The following is a 26,729-nucleotide window of genomic DNA, read 5'->3' on the forward strand; positions in this document are numbered from 1 at the left end:
TTGCTTTTTCAGTGTTTATTATTTGTTCTTTAATATTAGTATCTGCTCCCTCCTTTTTTAAATCATTGCTATAAACTGATATGTCTTCTTTCAAATTTTCATATAAATCAAGACCAAGTAATTTACCTAATGCATCATTTAAAACATTTCCTTCATCTTTTGTTGAAAGTTCAGCCCATGAAGCAATTTTTTCAGCATCAAAAAATACGAATTTTGCAGCTTCTAATGGAATCAGATAATCATTGATAAAGCTTACTTTATCTTCAGGTTCTTTAAATAATTCTTCACCCTGAGAGTTAAGAATTAATACCTTTTCTTCAATTCTCTGAGTATTAAATACTCTTCTTATGAAAATCTTATTATCCGAAACCTTTAAGCTAGCAGGGTAATCAATTTCTTCAAATTGGATTTCGACTGAAAATTCAGAGTTGTTTTCATCTTTTGAAGTCCAATTCAATGATTGTTTAATAAACTTTTGATAGTTTGTCTCTTTTTGAACTTCACGTTTAAAACTTTCATCTATCTGTGTAATTTTCTCACCATAGAGACACCAAACAATGGAAATAAGAAAGTTTGTTTTACCGAAACCATTTTTACCACCTATTAACACAATGTTTTGTTTTCCTTGTGTCTGCAAATCAATCTCAATAGTACCGTGGTACTGGCGGAAATTGTCTAAAATTATCTTACTTATTCTCATTTCCTAATGCTTTTTCAATTTCTGAATCAATAGTTTGATGGATATAATGATTTCGCTTTTGCAGCTTTTTTAATCGTTCAGACTGAACTAATTTTTCCATAGACTTAAAATCAACTCCGTTTTTTTCGCAGATTGAATTTAGCTCCTCTATTTGCATTTCTTTTATTTTTTCAATTTCTATCATATTGGGTGATTTTGAAATTATCAATTTTTAAGTACTTATCTTGCTCTAGTTGTTTTATAATAAGAACTATTGCATTTCTATTCAATTTAATTTTTGATTGAATAAATTCAATCAATTTATCTTGTGTTATCTCATTATGTTTTCTTATATACCACATAATACTTTTACCAAAGAATTTTGGTAAATCATAATATTCTTGTTCGTATTTTTTACTTTTCAATCCAACAAATGATTGATTAAAAAACACAAATATTGAAGATTCATCTAATTTGAGATTAGTGATTATGCTTTTAGCATTAGTATCTCTAAATTTATTAACGTGTTCAGTTATTTCAAATATGTGTTTTGGCACATCAAAATCATTGAGATATTCTTCGGTGATACTTCTAATTGTACCACCTTTTATCGTTTCATTGTCTTCCCATCGACGCAAACCGTAAGTGCTACTTCTTCCAAAAAATATGAGATTGTTATCTCCTTGACAGCTACCCCTTAATGCTTCTGCACTTTTTGTCACATTGGGATATTTCGAAATAAGTGTTTCATAAATATGGTAAATATCTAATGGTTCATTTTTTTCTTTTAAAATATCGTAGACATATTCAATTACCTGCCTTTTTGTATTCCTTCTGAAGGTTATCTGGTCAAATGTATCAATACTTATTTCGAATTCATTGAAAATAATATGCTCTGTTATTTGTGTAATCACAAAATAATCTATTTCAACTCCGTCCGTCTGAAATGCAGTTAAATATGTTTCAAAATGAAATGAATAATCCTCTTCAATTCTTTCTGAAAGTCTTTTCCTTATATCTATTACAAGAGATTCAAAATCAAAAGATTCTTCAATTTCACTTTTAATCAAATAAAGTGAGTTCCACCTAGAGCCTGCTCCTTTGTATTTTAATTTATTGAAAGCTACACTTTCAATATTGCCGATTAATTTGTGAGTTCGCTTTAGAAGAATAGAAAGAATTTTAATAACAAACACTTCATTGTATCTAACAAATTCTTTTTGTGTAATTTCTTCGATTAAGTTGTCATTCACAGATATTATATCTGCGTCTACATCAATACCATATAAGTTCAATGCATCAAATTCAAGTAGTTTTATAAAAGAAAATTGTTTTTCAAACTCTAGAAGCATTTGTTTCCTAATCTGACGAGTTCTTTCTCTTGTTATGTCAAAATTAGAGGCTATTTGTTCAATACTTTCTGTCTGAGAATTGGACCAATAATTAAATCCCCTTTTAAATATCTCAAGTTCTCTGTCTTTATAAATAAACCCATTTGAGATTAAAGTATCTAGTGTTTTGAATAATGGTAATCCATTGACAGAGTCATATTTATTCCAAATTTTGATTATATCGTTAGTATTTAAAGAAAAAATTCTGCATAGAACAGTATTGAAAAGCTCAACTGTTAATTCTTCGTCATTTTCAAAAAGCTTTATGATTTCTATTTGCTCTCTGATTTCGTTAAAGAATATGCGTAATTCCTTTACCGTTTTGTCCCCAATGTTCCTAATTTGTCTAAGGTCGTAATTTGCGTTGAGTAGAATACTTTTCAATCCACGAATCGTTAAGCTTGATTCAGATATTCTTTCAATTGCGTTAAGGCTTCTAACTGATAGGTTAAATGCTGCCGATGCGATTAAATTGTTAAGGATTTTCTTTTGTCTAACGGTTAATGATTCAATAACTTTTTCTATTGGGTTGTCAGTTTTCTTTCTGAATGCTTTTGAACCGTTAGTTTCAAACTTTCGACATACTCTAATTAATTCATTGTTAGACTTCTCTCCGCAATTCTTTAAACTTAAAAAACCATTTTTTTTCCAAAAGAAATTAAGGATTGCATCTAAATTTGTTAGGCCATTATCCTCACAAAGATTTGTAGAACGCACACTTAGTTTTTCTGAAGAAGTTAATTCTTTTAAACTTATATTTTCAATAAAAGGGGTCATGTATAAAAATTAATTTCTTCTTATATGTGGTTTATTGGTACGCTTAAAATAAACGTTTACATATTTCCTAATACCACTAAAATTACCTCCTTCCAAAACAAAAACCACCCAAAATCTCATTTATTGATTATTCGGTCACACCACACAAAAAATCCCACCCCCAATGGGCAGGATTAATTAGAATGAAATATGCTAGCGGCTCAGCGTTTTATCAAAACTTATAACTATAGCCTACTCTAATTACCTGTGTTTCGTAATAGTCGTCGCTGGTATAGGTAAAGCCTTCACCTTGTATTTCTTTTTTGATAATCATGGTGTTTAACAAATCGCTTGCATTACAAAAAAGCTCGCCTTTACCGTCTTGAATTGCCTTTTTAAGGCCTAAGTCTAAAGAAAACCTAGACTTTCCCTTTAGCCAGAGTCTCCCTATCTGCCGATTAACCCGCCGATAGGAGGACAAGTCGTTAGGGATTCTGGCTTGCTATAATTAAGCTATTTAACTCTTTGGAATGAGTGATTTTCATTCGCGAATGGTCTGCGTTTAATTAATGGAATTGAGCAAATGCTTTTACTATAGAAATGCGGAGTCCCTCTCGGAGACTCCGCAAGGGGACAGTATGTAGCCTTCGGTCAAAGCGTGAAAAATCCTGTCTAAGGGGTGGTGTGAAAAAAAAGATTATCTGACGTTGAACACCAAGTGTTTAATAACCTACAGTTAGCTTTTTTCTGGCAACGCTTCACTTGTTTTAATGGTATTTTCTGCTGTGAGTATTTTCATTTGAGAAATGGCTATTTGGTTTAGTTTTACAAGCCTTTGGCTTTGTGGCAAATTATCATTTATAAATACCGCATTTAGGTTTTCTAGATTGGCTAACATACGAGTTGAGTGACATTACTGTAATCTCTCATATTTCCAGTTTCGGAAGGGTTTTCTTCTCTCCACTGTTTGGCTGTTTTGCCATAGAGTGCCATATTGAGTACATCTGCCTCTGTAGCATATACCATTGCGGTTTGACTATTATTAAGACTATTTGGTATTAAATTTTGTTTAATAGCATCAGTATGGATGCGGTAATTTAACTTAGTTAAGCTTCGTTTTACATCCCAGTCTAGAGTTTTAGTTTCTTTTTCTTTAAGCCTTTGAAACTCCTTTATCAGATAAAACTTAAATTCTACAGAAACCCAAGACGCGAACTCTAAGGCAATGTCTAAATGTTCAAAGGTTCCGCCATACCTTCCTGCTTTTGAGGTTATTCCGATAGCGTTGGTCGTCGTAATCCATTTTTTAGGAGAAAGCACAAAGTGATTAAAACCTGCTTCATTTTTAAACTGGTCGAATTCGACCAGTTTGAAATCTGGATTATTTATTTTTCCCCAAAGTCCTAATAATTCAATGGTATTCTTATTTCGAAGCCAGTTTTTAATGATGTCAGCTGGAGCTTCTGGATTTTTATATTTTGCAATATCTGTTATGCAGATAAATTCCTTGTCTTGAATTGTAGTAAATCCAACATTTAAACCTACTACTTCTATTTTACCATTTTTCTTGCTCATAACTCTAGATATAGCATAGGTTTTAAGGTTACTTTTAAGCTCTAAGTTATAAAAAAATAAAACTACCAGCTTAGAAAACATAAAACCACCCAAAATCTCATTTATTGATTATTCGGTTATTCCACACAAAAAATCCCACCCAAATGGGCAGGATTAATTGCTAAGATTAAGGTTCTGAAACTTGCTAGTTTACATATTATCTGGCGTAATAGGAGCCGGCACACTGTTTTTGACAGGTTTTATAGACTTTAAGTAGGCAAAAATGTGAGATACATCTTCATCTGTCAAACTGGTGTAGTTAAACCAAGGCATGGTTGGCAATAGCATTCTTTCGCTATCTAATCCTTTAAATTTACCTTCCGTTATCGCTTTTTTGAATTGAGCTTCTGTCCAGTTTCCAAGTCCTGTTTCATCTGGTGTTAAATTACCCGCAAATGAAACACCCCAAGGGCCAGCTGCTGCTGTTAGGTCAGGATATAGCATAGCAAAGCCAGCTTTAATCATAGGGTCTGTAAACTTCACAACGGGCCTTTCCGCAGGATAGCCAGATAACATTAATTCAGGAATAATTTCAGGTCCGTTCGGTCCCATTTGTTTAGGCGAATGGCAATCATTACAGCCCATAATGGTTACCAGATAGAGCCCGTGTTTTACAGCATCTTCAGGTTTTGAAGCTATTTCGGCAGGTTCTTCACTTGCGGTTTGTTGTTCATTGGAGCAGGAAATGATAAAAAAAGAAATGCTTGTTAGCAAGAGTAGAAATTTGTTCGTTTTCACAGGTTTGGCTAATTGTTTTGGGTAAGATATACGTGTCGTATATTAATACAATATTACATCCAATAAAAGCAGTAATTACTATCAACTAGATCATCCTTTATTGAGTGGTCATTTTGGGGATGGCTTACACCAAAAATCCCACCCAAAATGGGCAGGATGAGTCGATGTAACTCATTTTTATACTAAGGAAAGTTCCATTTGAAAATTAAAAGTCATCACTGGTTCATAGACTGCAATTCAACCCTTAAATTATTTGTCACAATTTTGGCTTTTAGAGGCCAAAAGTTCCGCCAAATGCTTTACTGAGAAACCTTAAACAAGACGGGTTGCACCCATCTCTATTCACCTTATACCCCGCTAGGGTATCATAGAATTGAACACAATCCTTATTGCCAAAATACTGTTTAAAACACTGTCAAAATTTTATCATGATATTAATCTAACCATGGAAAGTGTTAATGAAATTTTGAATGTGTGAGTTTATTTTGGTTAGTGGTTTTTACTTCGGTCCGACGTCTCGGGTTTTTGCCTAAACAAAAAGGAGTCGGGGCTGCCCAAGCCCGTCCCTGTCTGCCGATTATTCCTCCGATAGGAGGACAGGCAGGTGGAAAGACAATGGAGTCAAAATCTTTACTGAGATACCATGAATAAGACGGGTTGCACTGGCTGGGGTATGTCGGAATACATTTTATTTTTTCTATGAAGAAGGTAAAAGCAAATCTAAGTTTTTGATTATTCGGTCGTTCCAACAACAACTCCCACCCAATATGGGCAGGATGAGTTTAGATAAGGGAATGCAATGTTTTTTGAAAATCAAAACCCAGTTTGTGCAACCGTGTCTTTCTCAGTTAAACGTTTGACGGAATTTAAGCGGAGCGTAGTTAGTCTTTGATTTAAAGAGCTTACTGAAAGATTGAGAATGCTCAAAACCCAACTGGTAAGCAATTTCACTTACAGATAAATTAGTGGTCGCTAATTGTTCTTTGGCTTTCTCAATCAGCTTTTCGTGAATGTGCTGTTGGGTGTTTTGTCCTGTCAAAGACTTGAGCAAATTACTCAAATAATTGGGTGATAAATTTAGCTGTTCAGCCACATATTGTACTGTTGGCAGTCCTTGGTTTTCGTCATTGAAAAAATCATTTAGGAGTGTTTCTAGGCGTTCCAAAACTTCATGGTTACTCTTTTTTCGGGTGATAAACTGCCTTTGATAAAACCGTTCCGAATAACTCAGTAAAAGCTCTATTTGGGCTATAATGATGTTTTGACTAAAGTGGTCTATATTTCCTTCTATTTCTTGACCTATGTTTTGTAAAATACCTTCTATAAGCTGCTCCTCTTTTTTAGACATAAAAAGAGCCTCATTTATGGCATAGTTAAAGAAATTATGGTTTTTAATGCTCTTTGCCAAACTAGAATTCCAGATAAAATCAGGATGAATAAGCAGCAGCCAACCTGATGGTTTCAGGTCGGCATTTGGGTGAGGTTCTATGCTCAGCAGCTGCCCGGGGGCTATAAAAGAAAGAATGCCTTCACTGAAATCATATTTCTGCTGACCGTAGCGAAGTACCCCTACATTCCTTTTTAGTCCGATAGAGTAAAAATTAAAATGCCAAGTTTCTCCTATATACTCAGGCAGTAGTTTTGCAAGACCATAATCTATCAAACTTACCAAGGGATGCAAGGGACTACCAAGCCCCCGTATTTTATGGAAGTCGCTAATGGTTTCAATTTTTCTAAGCTTGTTCTGCATCTTTATAACATTATGCCACCAGAAGCCTCTATGCGTTGCCCGTTAATCCATCGGGCCTCATCCGTGCATAAAAAAGCGACTATGCCACCTATGTCTTCTGGTTCGCCCATTCTGCCTAGGGCTGTAAAACCGGCTACGGCCTTTATTTTCTGCTCGTTGTTTTTGTTTTCGCCATCACCAAAATCTGTACCAACGGCTCCAGGAGCTACAACGTTGCAGCTTATTTTTCTATGACCAAGTTCTTTGGCTAAATATCGTGAAAAAACTTCAATCGCACCTTTGGCCGATGCGTAAGCCGACGAATTAGGAAAAGAAAACCGGGTTAAGCCTGAAGAGATATTGACAATGCGGGCACCATCATTTAATAGCGGTACCGCTTTTTGAGTAAAAAAATATACGCCTTTAAAATGAATATTGACCATGCTGTCAAACTGCTCTTCGGTAGTTTCCATAAAGGGTTTGTAAACGCCAGTTCCTGCATTATTGATAAGGAAATCGAAATTTGGTCTGCCATATGTGCTTGTCAGGTATGCCGAAAGGTTTGTGAAGAATGCATCAAATTGGCCGACATTGCTAGTGTCTAATTGGAAAGCTTTTGCTTTTTGACCATTTTGCTCTATTTCGCTTAGTACCTCATTTGCTGCAGACTCATTGGTATGGTAGGTGATTATGACATCAATTCCTTTTTTAGAAAGATTTAGGGCCATATCTCTGCCTAAACCACGGCTACCACCCGTAAGCAAGGCTATTTTTTTATTTGACATTTCGTTTAAATTTTGTTTCTACAAATGTCCGTAGCATCGGAAATACATTTGTATCCAAATCTATGCTTATTGTAGCTAATATGCATAAATGTCAAAATTTGAGTAAAAGCTTACAGTCAAATGATTTCTAGACCAAGGTATTGCTTTGGCAGACGCTCTCTAAAGCTCATTAATCTATTTTTGCCGATGTTTCCAGCTGTAACGTTTTAATATCCTCAATCAGCTGCTCCATCTCAAAAGCCAAAGTGCCATTATATATACCACGAATCCTTTTGCTTTTGTCTACCAGAATAAAGTGCTCCGTGTGTAAAAAGTCTGTGCTGTCTTTGCTAAAGCCAATATCCTCTTCGGCATAATAGGATTTTCTGGCTAAATCGTAAATGTCAGCTTTTGAACCCGTAAGAAATTGCCAGTTTTCGTTTTCTATTTCGTGGCTTTTCTTGTAGGCTTTTAAAACACTTGGCGTGTCTATCCAAGGCGTTACCGAATACGATAAAAGCACAATATCTTTAAACTCATCACTCACCATTTTCATGTGCTCTGTCATGGTAGGGCAGATGCTGCCACAGGAGGTAAAGATGAAATTGGCCACATGAATTTTATCTTGAATGATACTTTGGTCAATCAAAACACTGTCCTGATTTAAGAACTCAAAATCACCGATGGTATGTGTTATTTCCGCTGACACATCTGAAGTTTCATTTACAAAAACTGGCGTAAAAGTAGGGTCGTTATAATACGGCAAGGCTAAGCCTTCTGTCTCTTTTTCATGACAGCTTAAAAGCCAAATACTACTTACTAATAAAAATGCTATCCGATACATTGACACAATTTTTTGTTCCTAATAATCCAAATCTCTTACCGTCCATAATTACATAATTGGCCCTGATTTTTCCGTTATCATACCATAGTTTTTGCGTGCCTTCCTCTTGTCCCTTGGTATAATGAGCCAAATGAATGAGCAGTCCCGCATTATTCCATTCCTTCATTTCACCCTCATAGGCGTCATTTTTGGCGGTATATTCAAAACGTTTATTGCCATTTTCAAAAAAGGCTACTTGCTGTCCATTTTTTGCACCTTTAGCGTAATGACGGACTTCCATTAAACTTTTATCGTCATACCATTTCTTTGCAGTGCCCTCTTTCAAACCATTTAGATAACCTTCCAAAAGAAACGTATCGCCAGTTGTTGGATGTAATTCGTAGACGTAGCCCGTGTATTTTTTGTCATTCAGATAAAGGAAATTGTCCGCATTAGTAACCCTAGATTTCAGAATATAGGAATCCGGAATTTCTGTTTTACAAGCATAAAGCAATAGCACTACGGCACTTAAATAATAGTATCTCATTATTGCGTCACAGTTCCTGGCTTTCCATAAAATCCATTTCCATTGATGTATGGAGCAGAGTTGGTTACATGATAATGATAAATGCCATCAGGATAATCTGTCGTTGCATGAGCATGACCATGAAATTGGTCTAAACCAGTCACTGCAGAACCGTTTTCTTCTGGTCCGTAAACTGGGAATCCGTCTAATAGAAAACCAAGTAAGGCAGATTTGCTTGCGGTTACGGTGGTTAAGTAAAGCGGTTCTATATGATAATGAAAGGTTCCGTTAGCGGTAGGGTGCCCCCAATATTTATCAAAACTTTGAAATTCATCTGTAAGCGGTTGATTTGGGCCAGCATATTGATTAAAAAAAGGAACGCCGTTTAGCGAAACACCAATGGCTCCTAATGGTGTGGCAGCATGATTGGTGGCTACGACAGGCTTTATTGGGATTTTAAAAGAATAATCAAACGTAGCAATGGTATTTGGGTTTTTCTTGAAAGTATATCCTTCAAATGTGGTGCCGCTAAAGTTTTCGAATAAAGCACTAGAGCTCGGGTAATAAACACTTTTATGGTCTGGCGTGCCGCTTGTTTTAATCGTTATATAAGTGCCGTCACTAGTAACGCTGGTAGCCCCATAAATTTTAGAATATACCGCAGGAACATCTGAACTGGAATCTGGGTTTGAAGGCGTAGTGATGTCCTCATCTTTACTGCAGTTCATAAAGGTGAAAAAAGAGAGTATGGCTAGATAGCGGTAACTTTTATTGAATTTCATTTTCAAAGAGATTTTTAAATAGGTTAATAAGACGTTAATTCTGGGCTTAGGTTTAAAGCAAGTGACCGTTTTTTTCGTGAGACGTTACTTCCTTATTTGTCGCAATTCATTTTCTAAAGCTGTTTTTGCAGCTAAATGTGTGCTATTCGGTGTTCCTGATAATAAGTCCATGGTTTCGTATGGGTCGCTCATGAGATCATACATTTCTTGATTTCCGTTGGCGTTTGTGATGAGTTTATAGGTTTTGTTGCGAATAGCCCAGCCATCCGTTCTTCCATCATTCATTTCAGAATATTGAAAGTTTCGGATGGTGCTAGAGGAAGACAATAAAGAAGCGAAGCTTTTGCTGTCGTTTATTTCTGTGACTTCCGTTCCTGCCAAATTTGCAATGGTGGCAAAGAGGTCGGTGCCACAAATGAGGTTATCGTCCATGCCTGTTCGGCTAACACCACTTCCGCTAATATACATGGGTGTATTAATACCCCCTTGATATAAGGTACCCTTCGCTGTCCGAGTGGAATAGGGAAATTGAGCGACTTGATTCGGGGTTCCATTGTCGCCAAGAAAAATGATGATGGTGTTATCTAGCTCCTCTGGCGGAATAGCCGCTATCAGTCTACCTATTTGGAAATCCATTGCTTCTATAGCTGCCATATAATAAGGCGTGCCATCCATGCCGTTCTTGAATTCTGGCAGCGTTCCTTGTGAATGCATATGGCTAGGAGGGGTATGAAAAGGAATATGCGGAGCATTATAGGCCATCCACATAAACCATGGTTTTTCTTGTTGCCCTATCCAGTCAATACCCAAATCTGTGAGGTATGCTGTAGAATATTCCGTTTGAGTAGAAGAAGAGCCATCTTCACTGAGGGTCCAGTTATAGTAATCTGGAACTGTACCGCTGGCTATTCCTGAGAAGTAATCTATACCAAATGACTCTGGGTTGATGTTTGGGCTGTTTCCTGACAAATGCCATTTGCCCACCACTGCTGTGGCATAGGCATTATTGGTTTGTTCATTGATATAGTTTTGTAAAACCGTTTCAGACTCGGAAAGGAGGTCGCCCGCCCATTTTACGCCTGTGCGGTAGCCATATTTGCCAGTTAGTAAAGATGCCCTTGTAGGGGAGCAGGTGGGGTTTACCCACAAATTACTAAAGCTTAGGCCTGCGTTTTTTAAGTTATTCAAATTCGGCGTGTTCGGTTTAATACTGCCTTCAGAAAAACCGAAAGAGGCATCTTTTCCCATATCGTCTGCTATGAGCAGTAAGATATTGGGTCTTGAAGTTATATGCTCTGTAGTGGCTGTAGGAGCATCTTTTTTGCATTTTAATAAGAAAATTGCCGAAAATAGAGCGGAAAGGATATATCGAAATAGCATTTAAAGGAAATTGATTCCTTGCTCAGACTGAATTTCTCTGTATAGGTTTAACGGGCTTCGTGATTTTCTACTTATCATAAGCTTTTCTGTTCCGCTGTATGATCCCATATTTCAGTTTTACTTCCTTGTAAAAGCCAACCAATGACACCTTGGAAAGGTTTTTTTCCAGGACAGGGCTAAGAACCGATTTATGGTAGTAAACTAATACTGCGGGTCAACGTTGGCGTGTATCACGCAGGATTCAGGAACAAGAATGGATACATTTTTCAGGAGCAGACATAGAAAATAAGTTTGTCGTAATCAACCCCCTAAGTTGTCGTTATCACTATTCTTAACTTTCAATTTAGTACCGCATCTTTGTATCGTTAAACTAAGAAATCATTCAAATGAGGAACAAAATAACGGTATCTGCGACTATAAATGGAGCCACAAATAAAGTTTGGGATTACTACACCAATCCTGAGCATATTACAAAATGGAATTTTGCTGACCCAAGCTGGCACTGTCCCATGGCAAGCAACGACATGAAAGTAGGAGGAACATACCTCGCCAGAATGGAAGCTAAAGATGGAAGTTTTGGTTTTGATTTTAAAGCTATTTACGATGACATAAAAATGGGAGAAAGCTTTTCTTATTCTTTTGAAGGTAGAACAGTAGCTGTTGAATTCAAAGATTTAGATAAACAAACGGAAATAATTGTTGTTTTTGACCCCGAAAGTGAAAACCCAATTGAGATGCAAAAGAGTGGTTGGCAAGCGATTCTGAACAGTTTTAAAGCTTACACGGAGGCCAATTAATATTTAAATATAAACATCAATTCCTACTTAAGCTTCAAAGGAAACGGCCATCAAGAAATGACATTTTACAAGGAATGTTGAAGCAGTGAACTCACGTTTCAAATTATTGGCGAACCTTCTAGGTCAGATAAGATCCCAGTAAAAATGAAAGATAGTATTTTACACGCCACACTTATAAATGAAGGTCTTATAATTATGGCTGCGGATTGTGCGAGAAGAAGAACATATACTAGGAAATGTTGGTCTCCATTGTAGTGGCGACGAAGCAATGGAACCTTGTTACACAATACTTTCAGCCGACGGCAAAGCAAACGTCCTTTAGAAGATGCTTTTTGACGACCTTACACAGAAATAACGGCTTACTCAATTACACAAGAACGACTAACAAATGAGAAAAATCATTGTCTTATCCATGATAACATTAGATGGCGTATTACAGGCAGGCGGTGGACCTGAGGAAGATACTTCCGGCGGTTTCGAATATGGCGGTTGGGTTGCTCCCTATGATGATGAAATTTATGGTAAAGTGGTGGAAAAAGAGTTAGGGCAACCTGCGGCGTATCTTTTGGGTAGAAAAACATTTGAGATTTGGGAAAACTTTTGGCCAGCGAATGCAGACTTTTGGCCAGGCATCAATGAGGGTACCAAATATGTGATGTCCCAAACAAGGGAAAAGTCGGACTGGAAGAATACGGTTTTTATAAACAGTCTTGCGGATATTGAAAAACTCAAAAAATCAGAAGGTGCTGACATTCAAGTTTGGGGCAGTAGCCAGCTTATCCAGCTGTTATTTAAGAATGATCTGGTAGACGAACTTAGGCTCAAAATTCACCCGTTAACACTCGGAAAAGGAAAAAAAATATTTGGTGATGGGCCTATCCCAGCAGCATTTAAATTAACGGAGAGTGTGGTGACCACTAAGGGAGTTATTCTAGTGAGTTATGAGCGGGCTGGAAAAGTAGAAACAGGTACAATCGGCTCAAATAAAACGGTTTGAGGCTTTAAATTGATGAAAATTATGGGTGAAAGGCCAAAATATGGACTCGTTAGCCACTGGTCATACATGGAAATTTATGTGACGATATAAGGGAAAACGGAGTAAATTATTTGTTACTTAAAATGGTGGAAGTATTTAAAACAAATGTGGAGCGAAAAAGAGAAGCAAAAATGCTTTTACTTAAGCTGGCTGAGTATTTTCCTACATACAAAATAAATTTTGACTTAGAGGATTGCGATAGAATTTTGAGAGTGGAGGGAAATAATATTTCTACGGAAACCATTAAAGACATTCTAACTTCGAACAGTTATCAATGTGCTGTTTTGGATTGACTCCGAATATAAAGTATACATCATAAGGTATTTGCACAAAAAATCTATTAAAAGTTCCTGACCGCATTTTAGCAAAAATGGATATAGGTATCAATTCAGTGGCTCAATTATGTGCTCATGCGTATAGTTTTGGCGAGTATAAAAATCTTTTCTAATAGAATTTAGAGTCGCCGTAGCGGCTTGGGAAAGGAGCATTTTGTTAAAGCCAGAGGCTTTTTATCACCACACCGGTCCTGTCAGAGCAGTATATAGTTTTGAACATCAAACCAACGTCTCTGAATTATTAAACCGCTTAATACTATCTTCTAGCGGATGCTCCTCCGCCTAGGCCGCTTAGTCCAACTACATAGCCTATCCAATAGAAGAAGCCAGTGTTGTTTTCTGCATAGATTCCTACATCTCTTCCAAATATCTTCCCCAGTATGGCAAAAGGGAAGCATAAACCATGAAGTATACCACCGAAAAAGCCATATTCTTTATTCGAGTGACCTTCTGGGGCACAAGCTAATAGTGAGCACAATAAGATCATTGAAACCGTTAAGATTAAATATTTTTTTCTTTTCATGGCGAAGGTTATTTGGATGGATAATTATTAGGAGTCATTTGGATAGTTTTCACCAAGTTAAAGCAAAGTGTCTTTTTTTTGTGTCTATCATATGGAAATTTATTATTCGGTCAATACAACAAAAAAATCCCACCCAAAAGGGCAGGATTTCAAAGTGTCCATAAAAAAAGGCCAAACGAATTATTTTTTCTATCCTATTCAGAGGGACTCATCGGCCCTCTCGGCAATGAAATTTCTTCTATTGCAGAAAGAAAACTAACATCTAAGCAGCCAAGCCCTCTATCAACTTCTTAATATCACCTTCTTTATAAATGCTGCGAATGTACTCCTTGTATTTGCTCACAAAACGTTCGTTGTCAATAAGGTTATCGAATAATTCTGTAAGCTTCAAGAATGCTAGTTTATCATCATCTCCGCTACTTGCAGCTTGATGCAATTCCGCTTTAAAGAAATCAATAATTTCTAATGGCTCATTCTTTTCATTGATGCCTTTGTCGCTATAATAACACCATGCCGCCAAAACAAAGGTGGCAAAATCAATGCTTCCTCCACTTGCTAAATTTTCTTGAAGGGTAGGAATCAAAAACTTAGGAAGCTTGGCAGAACTTTCGGAACAGATTCGCCCTACACTGTCTTTGATATTAGGATTGGCAAAACGCTCTTCCAAGCTGTCTTTGTATTTTTCCAAATCCATTCCTTCTATCGTGCCTAAAACAGGAGTAACCTCTTGGTCCATGTATTGACGCATAAACTTTGCAAATGCCGCATCTTCCATACACGCGTTAATGGTAGCATGACCATGTATAGCTCCTGTAATGCCTAAAACTGAATGCCCAGCATTTAAAAGCCGAATCTTCATGGTTTCATACGGGCTCACGTCTGGTACAAACTGAACGCCTACTTTTTCTAGCGGAGGTCTTCCGTTTGCAAATTTATCTTCCACCACCCATTGAATAAACGGCTCACATACTACAGGCCATTCATCTTCTAGATTATAAGTTTCCTTTAGGTAATTTATTTCTGTGGAGGTCGTTACTGGCGTAATGCGGTCTACCATGGTATTTGGAAAACTTACGTTTTCTTCTATCCATGCTGCTAGTTCAGCATCTTGTTTTTGGGCGAAAGCCAATAGCATTTTGGCAGCCATATCTCCATTATGCTGAATATTATCACAAGATAAAACAGTAAAAGCAGGCAGTCCTGCTTCTTTTCGTTTTTTCAATGCCGCAGTTAGGTAGCCAAAAATAGTTTTAGGCTTATCTGGGTTTTGTATTTCCTGCTGTATATCTGGGTTTTCAAAATTGAATTCACCATTACTTGGGTTAAAATTATACCCCCCCTCTGTAATGGTCAGCGAAACAATTTTAGTGTCGGCATGGGCCATCTTATCAATCACCAAATTGGGTGTGTCCACAGCCAAAATAAAATCATTCATTGATCCTATGACTTCCGTGTTGACTTCACCGCTAGGGTGCTGCACAATAAGCGTATACAGGTAATCTTGCTTCTTAAGAACTTGGGCTATGTTTCTGTCGCCTTCGCGTAAACCTACGCCACAAATACCCCAATCTAGGGTATTATGTTTTTCCAATAACTGATGGATATAATAGGCTTGGTGAGAACGGTGAAAACCACCAACACCAACATGAACTATGCCTGTTTTAAGTTTTTTCCTGTCATAAGTAGGACAAGAAATTTGAGATGAGAAACTAGCGAGATTTTCTTGATTTAATACCATTTTATTTCTTTCTAAACAAATTTAAACTGTTGTCATTTTACCTCTTTTCATTGCCCAATATGCCGTTATGAAGTAAACCAAGGTGCATATAAAGCCATAGAAGTAGAATATTTCACGATTGGAGATGTATAAACTTTCGTCTTGACTTCCAAATAGCACATTGCCTGCTAAAACTAAAGTGACTGCCAAGGACGTTAAGGCAGTTATGCTCAACACTTTTGAGAAAACGGACTTGTCTTTTATCGTATGAGGCTCATTACTGGCCATATCTTGGTGATAAAGGTCCACGTTTTCATTGAAGGCTTTTTCCTCGGCTACTGCTTCAGGAAACTTTGCTTTGGCTCCATATTTACCCGCCAATAGGGTGTAGACGATGATGGTAAAAATCCAAGTAGGAATAAACAGGTAGTAGAAAGACATCACGTCCAGCATATTCAAACCAAAGCCAAAGATGAGGCCTAGAATCCATGAGGCAATGGCTGGCATACTTTTCGTATAATCCTGATATTTAGACCAATATCTGGTATATCCAATTTTTGGGAAAATTTGATGCTCCGCAAAAACGATACCTCCAACGGGTACTACCAATAATCCTGCGTAGGTTAATAATGGTAAAATTTGGGAAAACACAAATGGAAAACAACCAATGATGACCATGGCTGTACCTACCGCCAATGTGGTGGTTCTTCTAGATCTATTGATAAAAATAGCCTGTGCTGCCAAACCTGCTCTATAAAGATTGGTGATGGCGGTGGTCCAGCCTGCCACAATCACAATAACGAACCCAGACCAACCTAAAGCATAATAAGCGACATCTCCTGGGTCTAGTTCTAAAATAGATTTTCCTAAAATTACGGCGGCACCAGCACCCATAATTCCAGCGGCTATCCAAGCAACAAAGTGACCAAACATCATTCCTGTGCTTGTGGCTAAGCCGTAGGATTTCTTTTTGGCATAACGTAGCAATGCCATATCTATCAATCCAAAATGGGTAATGGTATTGGCCGCCCAGCCAAAGCCAATAACTTGCATTAATCCTATACCAGGTTCGCCTTGACTATCTACACCTGTCCATATAGACTGGTCGCCGATACTCAATAAATCTGCCCAACTGCCAGGAAGTGTTTTTCCTAAAACATCTAAAGATAAAGCCGGTAATAAGACCAATGCACCACTGGCAAACATAGTGAAGAGCCATGGAGCACATATACCTGAAAACTCAGTAACGGCATCAAAACCATAAATAGCAACTGCAACTACGAATAAACCCACCAGAATTACGATGAGTACAAACCATACATTGGTAGGATACCAATTTAACTGAGCAGGAATATCAAAAGCGAAGCGAACAGCCGTGGCAGAAACCGTCACCATAGCGGCAGATATTACGGTAAAAATTAAGACGTTGGCCCAATTATAAAGCTTAGACATGGAATTACCCGCAATCTTATTGAGGTAAGTGTAGAGGCTAAGACGTGTATCTACAGCTATAGGAGCAGTAATCAATGTCCAGCTTAATACCGCCAAAACATTACCAATGAGCAAACCCAAGATGATATCCATGGTTTTGGCTCCTAAAGCTACAAACGTGGCCCCTATGACAAATTCTGTGGCAGCTACATGTTCAGCAGCATATAATCCTGCAAAATGTGTCCAATCATGGAGTTTGTGTTTTGGAACAGGCAGCTGTTCCTCGTCTATTTTGTCAAATTCGTGAAAGTTGTTTTTTTCTTTCATAAGCGAGGAGAAATCGTTTTTTTTTAGGTAGAGGTTTGTTTAAAATAGGTTATGGTCAGAGCGGTAAATTCGTCGGATTCTGTGAAATACTTCATCAAATCGTTTTAAGAATGAGAGGCCAAATAAGACTTAACCTTGATTTATATGACATAATTATGCGGCCAAGATAGTATTAAAATTAAAAGGAATAGCCATTTAAGTATGAAATAAAGCTTATAAGATGACTTTGTGTACATCATAAACGCTCTTAAATTTTATTATACAGCGACCAACTTGCTTAGGATTACCAATAAGTTTCTAAATGGTAAACGGCTTCAAGGAATTTTTTAGAAGCCACCACTTCTTCTTCATCTGATTTTAATTCTTTCAATACCCCAGCAACTTTTATCTTTCTATTCGGAAGCCTGTTCTCGCCTTTAGCATGTGCAATAAGAAAGCTATCATCAGAGGCCTCGTCTCTTAATTCATACACGTCGTACAAATCTATTAATGGAATCATGGAAAAAGTGCTTACTTCTCCAGTAGAAACAGGAACCATTATGAATCCAATAAATTCACTTTTGGATTCGGTTAGTTTTGGGACGCCAGTTATAATGCAGTTGGAGCCTATTCTTCCTTTCGATTGGGCTTCAGAGGGTAGTAATTGGAAGGGCTTGTATTTTAAATAAGTCTGTTTCAGCCCTTCTTCTAGTTTGGAAAGAATGGTGTTTCTTTTTTCTTCATCCAATTTTGAGATGGATATCTCCAAAAACAGAATCATTTGTTGCTTATCATTAAATAGCCCTGCTATTTTTCCGAGTTCAGATTCAGATATGATGCCATCTTCCGCTCTGGTTAAAATGTTGTAAAAACGCCCTCCATTATCCAGCGAAAGAATCGCTTCATCAATGCTTTTATAGGGTACTATTTTTTTCATAGGTTTTTATTCGTCCTTAATATTCGAATAGACCTTATGTTCCATAGCTCTTTATAGACATTCCGTCGGATAAATATGAAGATTACCGGAAGTAACTATTTAATATTTGGTCTTTTTCGGGGGCTAAACTACGAAGAATCCCACCAAAATGGCAGGATTCTTTGAATGAAAAATAGAACTTAGGCAGACCTTATTTTAAATAGGCTTCCACTGCTGTTTTTCTACTTTGGACATGTGTTTTTAAGGTGTTCACCGCCGTACTGAATTCTGAGGAGTTTCTTAAGAAGGTATAACCTTGACGCTCCGTAGTGGCATATGGTTCTAAGAGCGTTTGATACTGGCTATATAAACTTTGTATGGCCGTTGGCTCAAAAGCTCCGTTTATCACCTCTTTCAAGTAGGCATCATATTTAGCTTTGTAAACGTCTTGCTGATATAGATAACCTATAATAGGCCACTGATTAGTGGAAAGGTTTGAAAAATTGAGACTTAAAGAACCTTGTTGGTTTCCGTTTTGAAGAGCCTCGTTATTATCCCAAGGTATCCATGTCAATAAATGATTGTCAGGGTTGTTATATAAATAGTAATTATGCGTCATTCTGCCGTAGGTATCCCAGTTTTGGATGGTGGTGTTAACCGCCAAATATTTCAGGAATACGTCTGTATCAAAAACACTTTCTAGCTTCGTTCTCCAAGCGGCGGCGTTTGATGTTCTTGAGCCGTCGTTTATAATGTCGTAAAGAGCTTTTATGTCTGTAAAGTCAGCCTCGTCCTCGTTGTTTTCTTTCGCTAATTCGCTGATGTCATAAGAACCGCTGGCAAAACTGGCAGCGTCTCCGTCTGGTTCATATAAATTTCCCTTATCAGAAGAAAACTGGTCATCTATCACGGTATCACCTATTTCTTCCACCATGGTGTAAAGACCGAAGTAGGTAGGACCATCACCATTATCCACATAAACCGCATAGAAGGCCGTATGTGCTCCAGCCAAACCGGCATTTCTGAAAACATCGCCAGCTACTTTCTCTCTCATAAAAGAGCTGTCGTTATAGTTGTTTTTAAGGCTCAATTTCTTGAATCCATTAAAACGCTGATTGTTAATTTGTGGGTATTCGTCCTCAAACTCATCAAAATCCAGTTTGAAAGATAATTTCAGGTTTCCACTTCTCCAGGTAGACTGTAGGCTAGAGTTACCTTTAAATCTAACCCCAACGCGATACCATTCTTTGCCATTATAAAATACTTCGGCAGGTACAAATATCGGATTCTCAATAGATGAGTTTGCTGGTCCGCCGCCACCTCCAGAGCCTCCAAAAGAGCCATATTTACTGGTCATGTCGGTCAACATGCTGTTCCATCTGTTTTTTGTTATAACGATATCGATACGTTGAACTTCGTTGTCATTAAAAACCATGTCGTAGTCTGGGTCACCAGATTTACTGTGGGTTTGGTCCGTCCAGTCGGTGGCGTCAAAAGCGGTATCATCAAATACTTCATCTACTACCTCTACATCTGGATCTACCAAGGTTTTGCTTTCTGAGCAAGCCAAAAATACAGTAGAGCCCATGATTAAAAAGACTAGAGGGGCAAAGATGGAGAGCAGGATTTTATTGAACTTCATATTGTTTTTCTTTAATTGATTCGTAAGTTTTCTTTAGATACGCTTGCTATGAAAAACTTGCGGCTTGGCCGAAATATATTTATTCATACTAAAGCTCTGGTTGAGCCTTGTGGTCTTTGAAAGTAGTCTTGATTAGTTCTTTAAACTTATAACAATGGCTGTTGTTCTCGTTTTTAAAGCAATAGGTTTACCTTCTGAAAGTAGTGGTTTGTTGTGAATTTGGTTTATTATAAGTGTTTTAGATTGCAATATTTAAACGCACCATTTCGAGATGTTTGAACATAATAAGGTTGAGGCTTCTAAAAAATGGGAAGATGATATGCTCGATTTTATTTATAATCTTCATTGCCCCTTAACCACAAAACAAACTGAAAAGATGGGGTTTCCTGTGCTTTTTGGAAACATGTATTTAGGCAGTTTTTTGAGTTGATGTTAAAATGGAGACCAGATTGGTTATTTTATTAGGCTGTAATAATTTCTATTCTCCTTACGATAGCATAGTTTGTCAAATCAACAATGGTTTATAATCAGGGCTGTTTTGCATATTTAAGATAGGCTATTTTATGTTACACTCCGCCATAGCACATGCCTCTGTATTTTGTTCATTTATTTAGCTATATTATTTGAGAATTAATGCTAGGAATTGGAATACGCTTAGGTAAATTGGGTATGTTTTTGAGTTTTTATAAATCAACCCTTTTTGGCTAATTATTGCTTTTGAAACCCGTCTTTCTGGTGAATGGAATTTTAAGCCATTATATTGTGGTATTAACCCTATTGTAACAACTGATGAAAGATATAGAAGATTCTTATGATGCCATTGTCATAGGTTCTGGGATTTCTGGCGGCTGGGCTGCCAAGGAATTATGCGAGAAAGGACTTAAGACATTGGTACTGGAAAGAGGGCGAAATGTGGAGCATTTGAAAGATTACCCCACCGCCACCAAAGCACCCTGGGGCTTTAAATATAGAGGTGGTATGAGTAAAGCCTTTGTAGATGAAAATCCCTTAATTACAAAAGCCTCAGGTTTTGGAGCAGATACTGCTCATTTTTTTATTGAGGATGCAGATCATCCCTATGTGCAAGAAAAACCCTTTGATTGGATTAGAGGCTATCAGGTAGGAGGGAAGTCTTTAACGTGGGGGCGAGCATGCCAGCGATGGAGCGATAACGAATTTAAAGCACCGCATAAATATGGGTATGGAATAGAATGGCCCATAGGCTATGAAGATATAGCTCCGTGGTATTCGCATGTAGAGAAATTTGTGGGCGTTTGTGGGCATAAAGACGGTATTGAAGCCATGCCAGATGGTGAGTTTTTGCCTCCCTTTGAATTCAATTGTGTAGAACAACATGTTAGCGATAAAATTAAGGAACATTACCCAGACAGACATTTGGTGCAAGGTCGCTGGGCTCAATTAAGTGAACCTAAGGAAATACATTTAGAGCAAGGACGTGGGAAGTGCCAAGCACGTAATTTATGTATGAGGGGTTGCCCTTACGGAGGGTATTTTAGCTCCGTTTCTTCTACATTACCTTGGGCCGATAAAACAGGAAATTTGACTATTCGCCCATTCTCTGTGGTGCATTCTATCATTTATGACGAAGTCACTGGAAAAGCCTCCGGTGTAAAGGTGATAGATGCCGAAACTAAAGCGGAAATGATTTTCAAAGCTCGCATCATTTTTGTGAATGCATCTGCTCTTAATACCAATTTGATATTACTGAACTCCATCTCAAAACGTTTTCCAAATGGACTGGGGAATGATAATGGTTTATTGGGTAAATTTATTTGTTTCCACATCTATAGAGGGCATTCGGGTGGAAAAATGGAGGGTTTTAAAGATAAATACTATTTCGGAAGAAATCCGTCTGAACCTATTTTAGCCAATTTTAGAAACTTGAAAGAGAAGGATATGGATTTTGTGGGAGGTTATACTACGTTTTCAGGAGCTTATCGTAAAAGAAAAAACAAATTGGACGATAGCCAAGAACAGTTTGGTGCGGCTTATAAAGAGGCATTATCTGAACCAGGCGATTGGCGGGTGTACATGTATATGCAAGGAGAAACCATCCCAAAAGAAACCAATCGCGTTTATCTGAGTAAAGACCAAAAAGACCAATGGGGTATTCCGCTATTAGTGACGGATGTAGAATATGATGAAAACGATGACAAAATGGTAGCGGATTTTCTGATACAAAGCAAAGAAATGCTAGAAAAAGTGGGTTGTACAAACATTCATGTAGAAGATAATAAACAACCACCGGGGCTTGATATTCATGAAATGGGTGGCGTAAGAATGGGGAAGAATACCGAAAATTCTTTACTGAATGAATGGAATCAATTGCATTTATGTAAAAATGTTTTTGTGACAGACGGGGCCTGCATGACCAGCACAGGAAACCAAAGCCCTTCGATACTTTACATGGCATTAACGGCCCGAGCAGCAGCTTTTGCAGCAGAAGAATTTAAAAACGGAAATTTATAAAGAACAGAAAATGAATAAAAAAATAGGTGTTGGAATTATAGGTTCGCAGTTTATATCCACCATTCATGTGGAATCATTAAAAACGGTGGCTGATGCAGAAATAATAGCGGTGATGTCTCCGACCAAAGGAAACGCAAAGGCTTTTGCCGAAAGCCATGGCATACCAAATCACTTTACAAACATCGATGAGCTTTTAGCCATGGATGAAATAGATATGATAGTGATTGGTGCCCCAAATAACTTGCATTGTGATATTACTGTAAAAGCTGCTAAAGCTGGAAAGCATGTGGTGGTAGAGAAACCATTATGCGTAAGCCTGGCTGAAGCCGATATCATGATAGAAGCCTGTAAAAAAGCGGAAGTGAAACTGATGTACGCAGAAGAGCTCTGCTTTACGCCCAAATATGTGAGAATGAAAGCCTTGTTAGATGAAGGTGCACTTGGCAGACCGGTTTTATTAAAGCAGTCTGAAAAGCACGATGGCCCACACGCCGATCATTTTTGGGATGTGGAAAGATCTGGCGGAGGTGTTACTATGGATATGGGATGCCATGCCTTGCAATTCTTTAGATGGCTTAATAAAAACAACCCAGTGAAATCTGTTTATGCTCAAATGAGCACGAGCGTGCATACCGATAAAACGATAGGTGACGATAATGCCATTATTATTTTGGAATTTGAGAATGGTGTCATTGGCTTAGCTGAAGAAAGTTGGACCAAACTAGGCGGTATGGATGATAAAGCCGAAATCCATGGTTCAGAAGGGGTAGCCTATGCCGATGTGCTGCAGGGAAATTCCATTCAGACTTACAGTACCAAAGGCGTAGAATATGCCGTAGAAAAGGCAGGTAATACGGTAGGCTGGAGTTTTACCATGTACGAAGAGATTTGGAATTACGGTTTTCCTCAGGAGATGGCCCATTTTGTGGACTGCGTAAAAAACGACAAAACCCCTTTAGTGACGGGTGAAGATGGAAAAGCGGTTTTAGAATTGATTTTTGCCGCTTACGAATCGGCTGGAACGAATAAGAAAGTGTTCCTGCCATTTCATACCGATGTTGACAAACCTTATAAACTTTGGAAAAAGAGGGAGGGATAGTAGCCCTAATCTCTTTCCATTCTTTAGCCTATAGCTGTATAAGCTTGGTTTGAACAAAGAAATCCTGCCCAGAAGGGCAGGATTTCAAAAAAAAATAATATCAAACACTTTACATTTAATAGTCCTACATATAACTCTCCACGGCCTTGTCTGCCTCATTAAACGGCTGGCTATAAAGACGTTTTCCTGTGGCTGCAGCTATGGCATTGGCTATGGCTCCGCCTGTAGGTGGTAGAGCGGGTTCGCCCAGTCCTGTAGGTGATTTTCCATTGTCCACAAAAAACGCTTCCACTTCAGGAATTTCGTTCATTCTAATAAGCCTATAGGTGTCATAATTCTTTTGGTCTGGCTCACCTTTGGTGAAACTGAGTTTTCCATACATGGCATGGCCTATTCCATCCACTATGGCACCGTATATCTGGTTTTGTGCCCCAGACTGATTGATAACTATACCACAATCTGTCACGGCATAAACTTTGGTGAGCGTTGGTTTTCCTTTTACCGTTTTCATCTCTGCTACCTGTGCCACATAGGAGTTATGTGAGAAATACACACTAAAGCCTTGAGAAACACCTTTTTTCTTTCCCCATTGAGATTTCTCTGCGGCCATTTCTATGGCTACTTTGAATCTTTCTGGTTCATAGGTGATTTGACCCACGGGGTCTTTTATAACTCTATCTAGTAGCTCTAATCTCATTTTTACAGGGTCTTTTCCAAGCGAGGTAGCCACTTCGTCTAAGAAAGATTGTTCTGCGTAAGCTAAAAAGTTAGTGATAGGTGCTCTCCACGGTCCTGTGGTAATGGGCGATTTATAATCTACAGATTCAATCAATAAATTGTCAATGGCACCGGCCGGGAAGTTGTCTTGACGGGTACAGTTTCCGGTGTTCATACCTACGCCTTTTAAAGCATACCCCGTTATTTTGCCATCTTTTATGGCGGCTCTGAATTTATATCTTACAGCTGGTCTGTAGTATCCACCTGTAATGTCATCTTCTTTGGTCCAAGTCACTTTCACAGGCATTTTAATAATGCTAGAAAGATGTGCTGCTTCTACAGCGTAGCCATCGTCTAGTCTACGACCAAAACCACCACCCATTTTCGTGAGTTCTAAAGAGATTTTTTCCTGAGGAATGTCTAAAAGTTTTGAGATAGAACCTACCGCTCTTCCAGGTGTTTGGGTTGGACCAGCCAGTTCCACCGTACCATCGGCTTTTACGTTGGCGTAAAAATTCATAGGCTCCATAGGGCTGTGCGATAAAAAAGGGCATTGGTATTCCTTTTCTATGACTTTATCAGCTGCCGCAAAAGCTGCTTCTGGGTCGCCATTTTTTCGCATCACAGAGCCACTATTAGGATCTTTCATCTGAGCAGTGAAAATACGATTATGGTCGGCTGAGCTTTCTAGATCGCCATCTTGTTCGTAGTTAATGACCACTTTTTTACGAGCCTGCATGATCTCCCAAGTGGTTTTTCCTACAATGGCCACGTTATTATTAAAAGAAACCACGTCTATAATGCCGGGCATTTTAAGAGCTTCCGTGGCATCAAAGGATTTCAGTTTAAGACCAAAGGCGGTTGGTCGCTGTATTTGAGCATTCACCATGCCTTCCTTTTTGAAATCTATGCCATAAAGCGGTTTTCCTACCAGCAAGTCGGCGTTGTCTACTCCGGCATGCCAGCCACCTATTTGTTTGTAATCTTTGGCATCTCTTAAAGGAACATCTTTAGGCGGTGTTAGTTTTGTGGCATCTTCTACCAGATCACCGTAGCTTAATCTTTTTCCGTATTCGCTTATTACAAAACCATTTTCGGTTTTCAAGGTGCTACTTGCTAGGCCCCATTTATTGGCTGCAGCTTCTTTAAGAAGTTCTCTGGCGGTGGCACCCGCAGTTCTTAATCTATCCCAAGAGTGTTTGATGGCACCACTACCACCTGTAAGTTGGCGGTCAAATTTATCAGAGAAGTTGGCTTGTACCACATCTACGGTTTTAAAATCTACATCTAATTCTTCTGCCACTATCACAGGAAAGGCAGTTTTTATGCCCTGTCCAATCTCAGGATTGGGTGAATAGATGGTGATTTTGCCGTTTGGAGCTATGCTTAAAAAAGCATTAAACTCCTGTCCTATAGCGGATGGACTAACCACCTCTGCCGCAATGGCTTTATTTATCGTGTTAAATCCTATCACCAGCCCTCCAGTAAGAATAGAGGCCGACTTCAGGAAATCTCTTCTTGTATTTTTGTTGTTCATTTTTCTGTTTTTTGCCTGCCTTTCAGCAGAGATAAAAATTGGAATTAGATGCTTTCGTTCAACTGCTGACTTGGATGTACTTCCGTCAACGGAAATTCTTTAGCTGAGACTTTCTGTCTGCAAACAAGGACTCGGAGTCAGGATCTCGAAGCGGTAGTACTCGAACTAGTAGCCGAGGTACTCGAAGCTACATTTTACTCCCAGCCAATTTCACAGCTTTATGAATTCTATGATAGGTTCCGCATCTGCAGATATGTGCAGACATGGTCGCTTCAATTTCCTCATCGCTTGGTTTTTTATTATCTCTTAAAAGAGCAGAAGCGGTCATCATCTGACCAGCTTGGCAATAGCCACATTGCGGTACATCTAACTCGTTCCATGCTTCCTGAACAGGGTGATCTCCGTTTTCTGAAAGACCTTCTATAGTGGTGATTTCTGCATCTGCCACAGCAGATATTGGCATCACACAGGAGCGAATGGGGTTGCCGTCCATATGCACGGTACAAGCTCCACATTGAGCAATGCCGCATCCGTATTTCGTGCCTACTAGGTTGGCGTGTTCACGTAAATACCATAGTAAGGGAGTGCTAGGGTCAATTTCCGTTTGATAGTTTTGACCGTTAATTTTTAGTTTTATTTCTGCCATATGACATTTAAAGGATTGAGATGGTAATACAATTTACACGGTTTAAAATTGAATGCAAAAAATTAGTCGAGCATACTTAGATTAAAAGACTTAAGCCTAAGGATGAAACTGGCCTAGGTGTAGCTATTATAGAAACGTTTTAAGAGAAAATGTTGCATCGCTGGCTATAAGTCAATTTCACCTCCAACAGGTAAGCCACTAGGTACCTTCACAGGTACTTCTTTGTCAAAATTTGGGTCGTTAAGTGCGTTCAAAAAGGAAATAATAGGAGCCATATCTTTCACTTTTATTCTTAAATTACTGACCAATGTGTCCATTTGAGCATAGCCTACTTTTTCAAGATCGGAAGAGCGTC

The 26,729-nt window shown here is 38.3% G+C and carries 25 protein-coding genes and 1 pseudogene; 5 read left to right on the plus strand and 21 right to left on the minus strand.

All coding sequences use genetic code 11. The annotated features are described in order from the left end of the window. From ACTBZY_RS19140 to ACTBZY_RS19200, 13 genes are all read right to left on the minus strand, one after another. A partial coding sequence (locus ACTBZY_RS19140) for an AAA family ATPase (protein ID WP_463047974.1) occupies positions 1 to 700 on the minus strand: 700 nt, incomplete at its 3' end. After that, positions 687 to 884: a DNA modification system-associated small protein gene (locus ACTBZY_RS19145; protein WP_463047975.1), complete on the minus strand. Its 198-nt coding sequence runs from the start codon at positions 882 to 884 to the stop codon at positions 687 to 689. The genes ACTBZY_RS19140 and ACTBZY_RS19145, both read right to left, overlap by 14 nt. Next, positions 871 to 2,847: a hypothetical protein gene (locus ACTBZY_RS19150; protein ID WP_463047976.1), complete on the minus strand. Its 1,977-nt coding sequence runs from the start codon at positions 2,845 to 2,847 to the stop codon at positions 871 to 873. Before ACTBZY_RS19150 ends, ACTBZY_RS19145 begins: the two co-directional genes overlap by 14 nt. A gap of 211 nt (positions 2,848 to 3,058) precedes the next feature. Further along, positions 3,059 to 3,307: an outer membrane beta-barrel protein gene (locus tag ACTBZY_RS19155; RefSeq protein ID WP_463047977.1), complete on the minus strand. Its 249-nt coding sequence runs from the start codon at positions 3,305 to 3,307 to the stop codon at positions 3,059 to 3,061. Positions 3,308 to 3,562: 255 nt separating this feature from the next. After that, the gene (locus ACTBZY_RS19160; RefSeq protein ID WP_463047978.1) at positions 3,563 to 3,724 is read right to left on the minus strand and encodes a hypothetical protein; all 162 of its coding nucleotides are present in this window, start codon (positions 3,722 to 3,724) and stop codon (positions 3,563 to 3,565) included. After that, positions 3,718 to 4,401: a KilA-N domain-containing protein gene (locus ACTBZY_RS19165; protein ID WP_463047979.1), complete on the minus strand. Its 684-nt coding sequence runs from the start codon at positions 4,399 to 4,401 to the stop codon at positions 3,718 to 3,720. The genes ACTBZY_RS19160 and ACTBZY_RS19165 overlap by 7 nt, the downstream gene beginning before the upstream one ends. A gap of 189 nt (positions 4,402 to 4,590) precedes the next feature. Beyond that, complete coding sequence (locus ACTBZY_RS19170; protein WP_463047980.1) at positions 4,591 to 5,178, minus strand: diheme cytochrome c-553; 588 nt, start codon at positions 5,176 to 5,178, stop codon at positions 4,591 to 4,593. A gap of 844 nt (positions 5,179 to 6,022) precedes the next feature. Next, positions 6,023 to 6,928, minus strand: coding sequence for a helix-turn-helix domain-containing protein (locus ACTBZY_RS19175; RefSeq protein WP_463047981.1), 906 nt, complete (start codon positions 6,926 to 6,928; stop codon positions 6,023 to 6,025). Positions 6,929 to 6,930: 2 nt separating this feature from the next. After that, the gene (locus ACTBZY_RS19180) at positions 6,931 to 7,692 is read right to left on the minus strand and encodes an SDR family oxidoreductase (RefSeq protein WP_463047982.1); all 762 of its coding nucleotides are present in this window, start codon (positions 7,690 to 7,692) and stop codon (positions 6,931 to 6,933) included. Positions 7,693 to 7,861: 169 nt separating this feature from the next. After that, positions 7,862 to 8,515: an SCO family protein gene (locus tag ACTBZY_RS19185; protein ID WP_463047983.1), complete on the minus strand. Its 654-nt coding sequence runs from the start codon at positions 8,513 to 8,515 to the stop codon at positions 7,862 to 7,864. Then, positions 8,484 to 9,041: a toxin-antitoxin system YwqK family antitoxin gene (locus tag ACTBZY_RS19190; RefSeq protein ID WP_463047984.1), complete on the minus strand. Its 558-nt coding sequence runs from the start codon at positions 9,039 to 9,041 to the stop codon at positions 8,484 to 8,486. Before ACTBZY_RS19190 ends, ACTBZY_RS19185 begins: the two co-directional genes overlap by 32 nt. Continuing rightward, positions 9,041 to 9,802 carry a YHYH protein gene (locus ACTBZY_RS19195; RefSeq protein ID WP_463047985.1) on the minus strand — a complete coding sequence of 254 codons (762 nt, stop codon included), beginning with the start codon at positions 9,800 to 9,802 and terminating at the stop codon, positions 9,041 to 9,043. Before ACTBZY_RS19195 ends, ACTBZY_RS19190 begins: the two co-directional genes overlap by 1 nt. A gap of 84 nt (positions 9,803 to 9,886) precedes the next feature. Then, the gene (locus ACTBZY_RS19200) at positions 9,887 to 11,182 is read right to left on the minus strand and encodes a sulfatase-like hydrolase/transferase (RefSeq protein WP_463047986.1); all 1,296 of its coding nucleotides are present in this window, start codon (positions 11,180 to 11,182) and stop codon (positions 9,887 to 9,889) included. A gap of 386 nt (positions 11,183 to 11,568) precedes the next feature. Here ACTBZY_RS19200 and ACTBZY_RS19205 point away from each other — a divergent pair, with 386 nt between their 5' ends. The 3 genes from ACTBZY_RS19205 to ACTBZY_RS19215 all read left to right on the plus strand — a co-directional run bounded on the left by ACTBZY_RS19205 (position 11,569) and on the right by ACTBZY_RS19215 (position 13,308). Then, the gene (locus ACTBZY_RS19205; RefSeq protein ID WP_463047987.1) at positions 11,569 to 11,979 is read left to right on the plus strand and encodes an SRPBCC family protein; all 411 of its coding nucleotides are present in this window, start codon (positions 11,569 to 11,571) and stop codon (positions 11,977 to 11,979) included. Between the two features lie 388 nt (positions 11,980 to 12,367). After that, positions 12,368 to 12,976, plus strand: a complete 609-nt coding sequence (locus ACTBZY_RS19210; protein WP_463047988.1) for a dihydrofolate reductase family protein — start codon at positions 12,368 to 12,370, stop codon at positions 12,974 to 12,976. Positions 12,977 to 13,098: 122 nt separating this feature from the next. Further along, on the plus strand, positions 13,099 to 13,308 hold the full coding sequence (locus ACTBZY_RS19215; protein WP_463047989.1) for a hypothetical protein: 210 nt from the start codon (positions 13,099 to 13,101) through the stop codon (positions 13,306 to 13,308). A gap of 298 nt (positions 13,309 to 13,606) precedes the next feature. Here ACTBZY_RS19215 and ACTBZY_RS19220 read toward each other — a convergent pair whose 3' ends face one another. From ACTBZY_RS19220 to ACTBZY_RS19240, 5 genes are all read right to left on the minus strand, one after another. Continuing rightward, complete coding sequence (locus ACTBZY_RS19220) at positions 13,607 to 13,873, minus strand: hypothetical protein (RefSeq protein ID WP_463047990.1); 267 nt, start codon at positions 13,871 to 13,873, stop codon at positions 13,607 to 13,609. A 262-nt stretch (positions 13,874 to 14,135) separates the two neighbouring features. Further along, positions 14,136 to 15,611 (minus strand): mannitol dehydrogenase family protein, encoded by a 1,476-nt coding sequence (locus ACTBZY_RS19225; protein WP_463047991.1) that lies wholly within the window; start codon positions 15,609 to 15,611, stop codon positions 14,136 to 14,138. 21 nt (positions 15,612 to 15,632) lie between these two features. Then, positions 15,633 to 17,348, minus strand: a complete 1,716-nt coding sequence (locus tag ACTBZY_RS19230) for a purine-cytosine permease family protein (RefSeq protein WP_463047992.1) — start codon at positions 17,346 to 17,348, stop codon at positions 15,633 to 15,635. Positions 17,349 to 17,631: 283 nt separating this feature from the next. Beyond that, a complete protein-coding gene (locus ACTBZY_RS19235; RefSeq protein WP_463047993.1) occupies positions 17,632 to 18,264 on the minus strand; it encodes a hypothetical protein in 633 nt (210 codons plus the stop codon). Positions 18,265 to 18,454: 190 nt separating this feature from the next. After that, positions 18,455 to 19,885 carry a CotH kinase family protein gene (locus tag ACTBZY_RS19240; RefSeq protein WP_463047994.1) on the minus strand — a complete coding sequence of 477 codons (1,431 nt, stop codon included), beginning with the start codon at positions 19,883 to 19,885 and terminating at the stop codon, positions 18,455 to 18,457. A gap of 789 nt (positions 19,886 to 20,674) precedes the next feature. On the opposite strand from ACTBZY_RS19240, the gene ACTBZY_RS19245 reads away from it, so the two are divergent. Together ACTBZY_RS19245 and ACTBZY_RS19250 are read left to right on the plus strand one after the other, a co-directional pair. Then, a complete protein-coding gene (locus ACTBZY_RS19245) occupies positions 20,675 to 22,375 on the plus strand; it encodes a GMC oxidoreductase (RefSeq protein ID WP_463047995.1) in 1,701 nt (566 codons plus the stop codon). A gap of 10 nt (positions 22,376 to 22,385) precedes the next feature. Continuing rightward, positions 22,386 to 23,474, plus strand: coding sequence for a Gfo/Idh/MocA family protein (locus ACTBZY_RS19250; RefSeq protein ID WP_463047996.1), 1,089 nt, complete (start codon positions 22,386 to 22,388; stop codon positions 23,472 to 23,474). A gap of 124 nt (positions 23,475 to 23,598) precedes the next feature. Here the strand turns inward: ACTBZY_RS19250 and ACTBZY_RS19255 are convergent, their stop codons facing one another. The 3 genes and pseudogenes from ACTBZY_RS19255 to ACTBZY_RS19265 all read right to left on the minus strand — a co-directional run. Beyond that, positions 23,599 to 25,728, minus strand: a complete 2,130-nt coding sequence (locus tag ACTBZY_RS19255; protein ID WP_463047997.1) for a xanthine dehydrogenase family protein molybdopterin-binding subunit — start codon at positions 25,726 to 25,728, stop codon at positions 23,599 to 23,601. Positions 25,729 to 25,915: 187 nt separating this feature from the next. Further along, entirely contained in the window at positions 25,916 to 26,374 is a 459-nt protein-coding gene (locus ACTBZY_RS19260) for a (2Fe-2S)-binding protein (protein WP_463047998.1), read from the minus strand. 164 nt (positions 26,375 to 26,538) lie between these two features. Further along, positions 26,539 to 26,729: pseudogene (locus tag ACTBZY_RS19265) on the minus strand (hypothetical protein); the annotation flags it as partial.

It is taken from the genome of Arcticibacterium sp. (assembly GCF_055134445.1).

What these genes read in the sequence shown, in the direction of transcription:
- ACTBZY_RS19175 (WP_463047981.1), bottom strand. Translation starts at nt 6,928, where the DNA reads ATGCAGAACAAGCTTAGAAAAATTGAAACCATTAGCGACTTCCATAAA.
- ACTBZY_RS19200 (WP_463047986.1), bottom strand. Translation starts at nt 11,182, where the DNA reads ATGCTATTTCGATATATCCTTTCCGCTCTATTTTCGGCAATTTTCTTA.
- ACTBZY_RS19205 (WP_463047987.1), top strand. Translation starts at nt 11,569, where the DNA reads ATGAGGAACAAAATAACGGTATCTGCGACTATAAATGGAGCCACAAAT.
- ACTBZY_RS19230 (WP_463047992.1), bottom strand. Translation starts at nt 17,348, where the DNA reads ATGAAAGAAAAAAACAACTTTCACGAATTTGACAAAATAGACGAGGAA.
- ACTBZY_RS19180 (WP_463047982.1), bottom strand. Translation starts at nt 7,692, where the DNA reads ATGTCAAATAAAAAAATAGCCTTGCTTACGGGTGGTAGCCGTGGTTTA.
- ACTBZY_RS19160 (WP_463047978.1), bottom strand. Translation starts at nt 3,724, where the DNA reads ATGTTAGCCAATCTAGAAAACCTAAATGCGGTATTTATAAATGATAAT.
- ACTBZY_RS19215 (WP_463047989.1), top strand. Translation starts at nt 13,099, where the DNA reads ATGGTGGAAGTATTTAAAACAAATGTGGAGCGAAAAAGAGAAGCAAAA.
- ACTBZY_RS19190 (WP_463047984.1), bottom strand. Translation starts at nt 9,041, where the DNA reads ATGAGATACTATTATTTAAGTGCCGTAGTGCTATTGCTTTATGCTTGT.
- ACTBZY_RS19235 (WP_463047993.1), bottom strand. Translation starts at nt 18,264, where the DNA reads ATGAAAAAAATAGTACCCTATAAAAGCATTGATGAAGCGATTCTTTCG.
- ACTBZY_RS19145 (WP_463047975.1), bottom strand. Translation starts at nt 884, where the DNA reads ATGATAGAAATTGAAAAAATAAAAGAAATGCAAATAGAGGAGCTAAAT.
- ACTBZY_RS19150 (WP_463047976.1), bottom strand. Translation starts at nt 2,847, where the DNA reads ATGACCCCTTTTATTGAAAATATAAGTTTAAAAGAATTAACTTCTTCA.
- ACTBZY_RS19240 (WP_463047994.1), bottom strand. Translation starts at nt 19,885, where the DNA reads ATGAAGTTCAATAAAATCCTGCTCTCCATCTTTGCCCCTCTAGTCTTT.
- ACTBZY_RS19255 (WP_463047997.1), bottom strand. Translation starts at nt 25,728, where the DNA reads ATGAACAACAAAAATACAAGAAGAGATTTCCTGAAGTCGGCCTCTATT.
- ACTBZY_RS19210 (WP_463047988.1), top strand. Translation starts at nt 12,368, where the DNA reads ATGAGAAAAATCATTGTCTTATCCATGATAACATTAGATGGCGTATTA.
- ACTBZY_RS19165 (WP_463047979.1), bottom strand. Translation starts at nt 4,401, where the DNA reads ATGAGCAAGAAAAATGGTAAAATAGAAGTAGTAGGTTTAAATGTTGGA.
- ACTBZY_RS19185 (WP_463047983.1), bottom strand. Translation starts at nt 8,515, where the DNA reads ATGTATCGGATAGCATTTTTATTAGTAAGTAGTATTTGGCTTTTAAGC.
- ACTBZY_RS19250 (WP_463047996.1), top strand. Translation starts at nt 22,386, where the DNA reads ATGAATAAAAAAATAGGTGTTGGAATTATAGGTTCGCAGTTTATATCC.
- ACTBZY_RS19260 (WP_463047998.1), bottom strand. Translation starts at nt 26,374, where the DNA reads ATGGCAGAAATAAAACTAAAAATTAACGGTCAAAACTATCAAACGGAA.
- ACTBZY_RS19245 (WP_463047995.1), top strand. Translation starts at nt 20,675, where the DNA reads ATGAAAGATATAGAAGATTCTTATGATGCCATTGTCATAGGTTCTGGG.
- ACTBZY_RS19225 (WP_463047991.1), bottom strand. Translation starts at nt 15,611, where the DNA reads ATGGTATTAAATCAAGAAAATCTCGCTAGTTTCTCATCTCAAATTTCT.
- ACTBZY_RS19195 (WP_463047985.1), bottom strand. Translation starts at nt 9,802, where the DNA reads ATGAAATTCAATAAAAGTTACCGCTATCTAGCCATACTCTCTTTTTTC.
- ACTBZY_RS19220 (WP_463047990.1), bottom strand. Translation starts at nt 13,873, where the DNA reads ATGAAAAGAAAAAAATATTTAATCTTAACGGTTTCAATGATCTTATTG.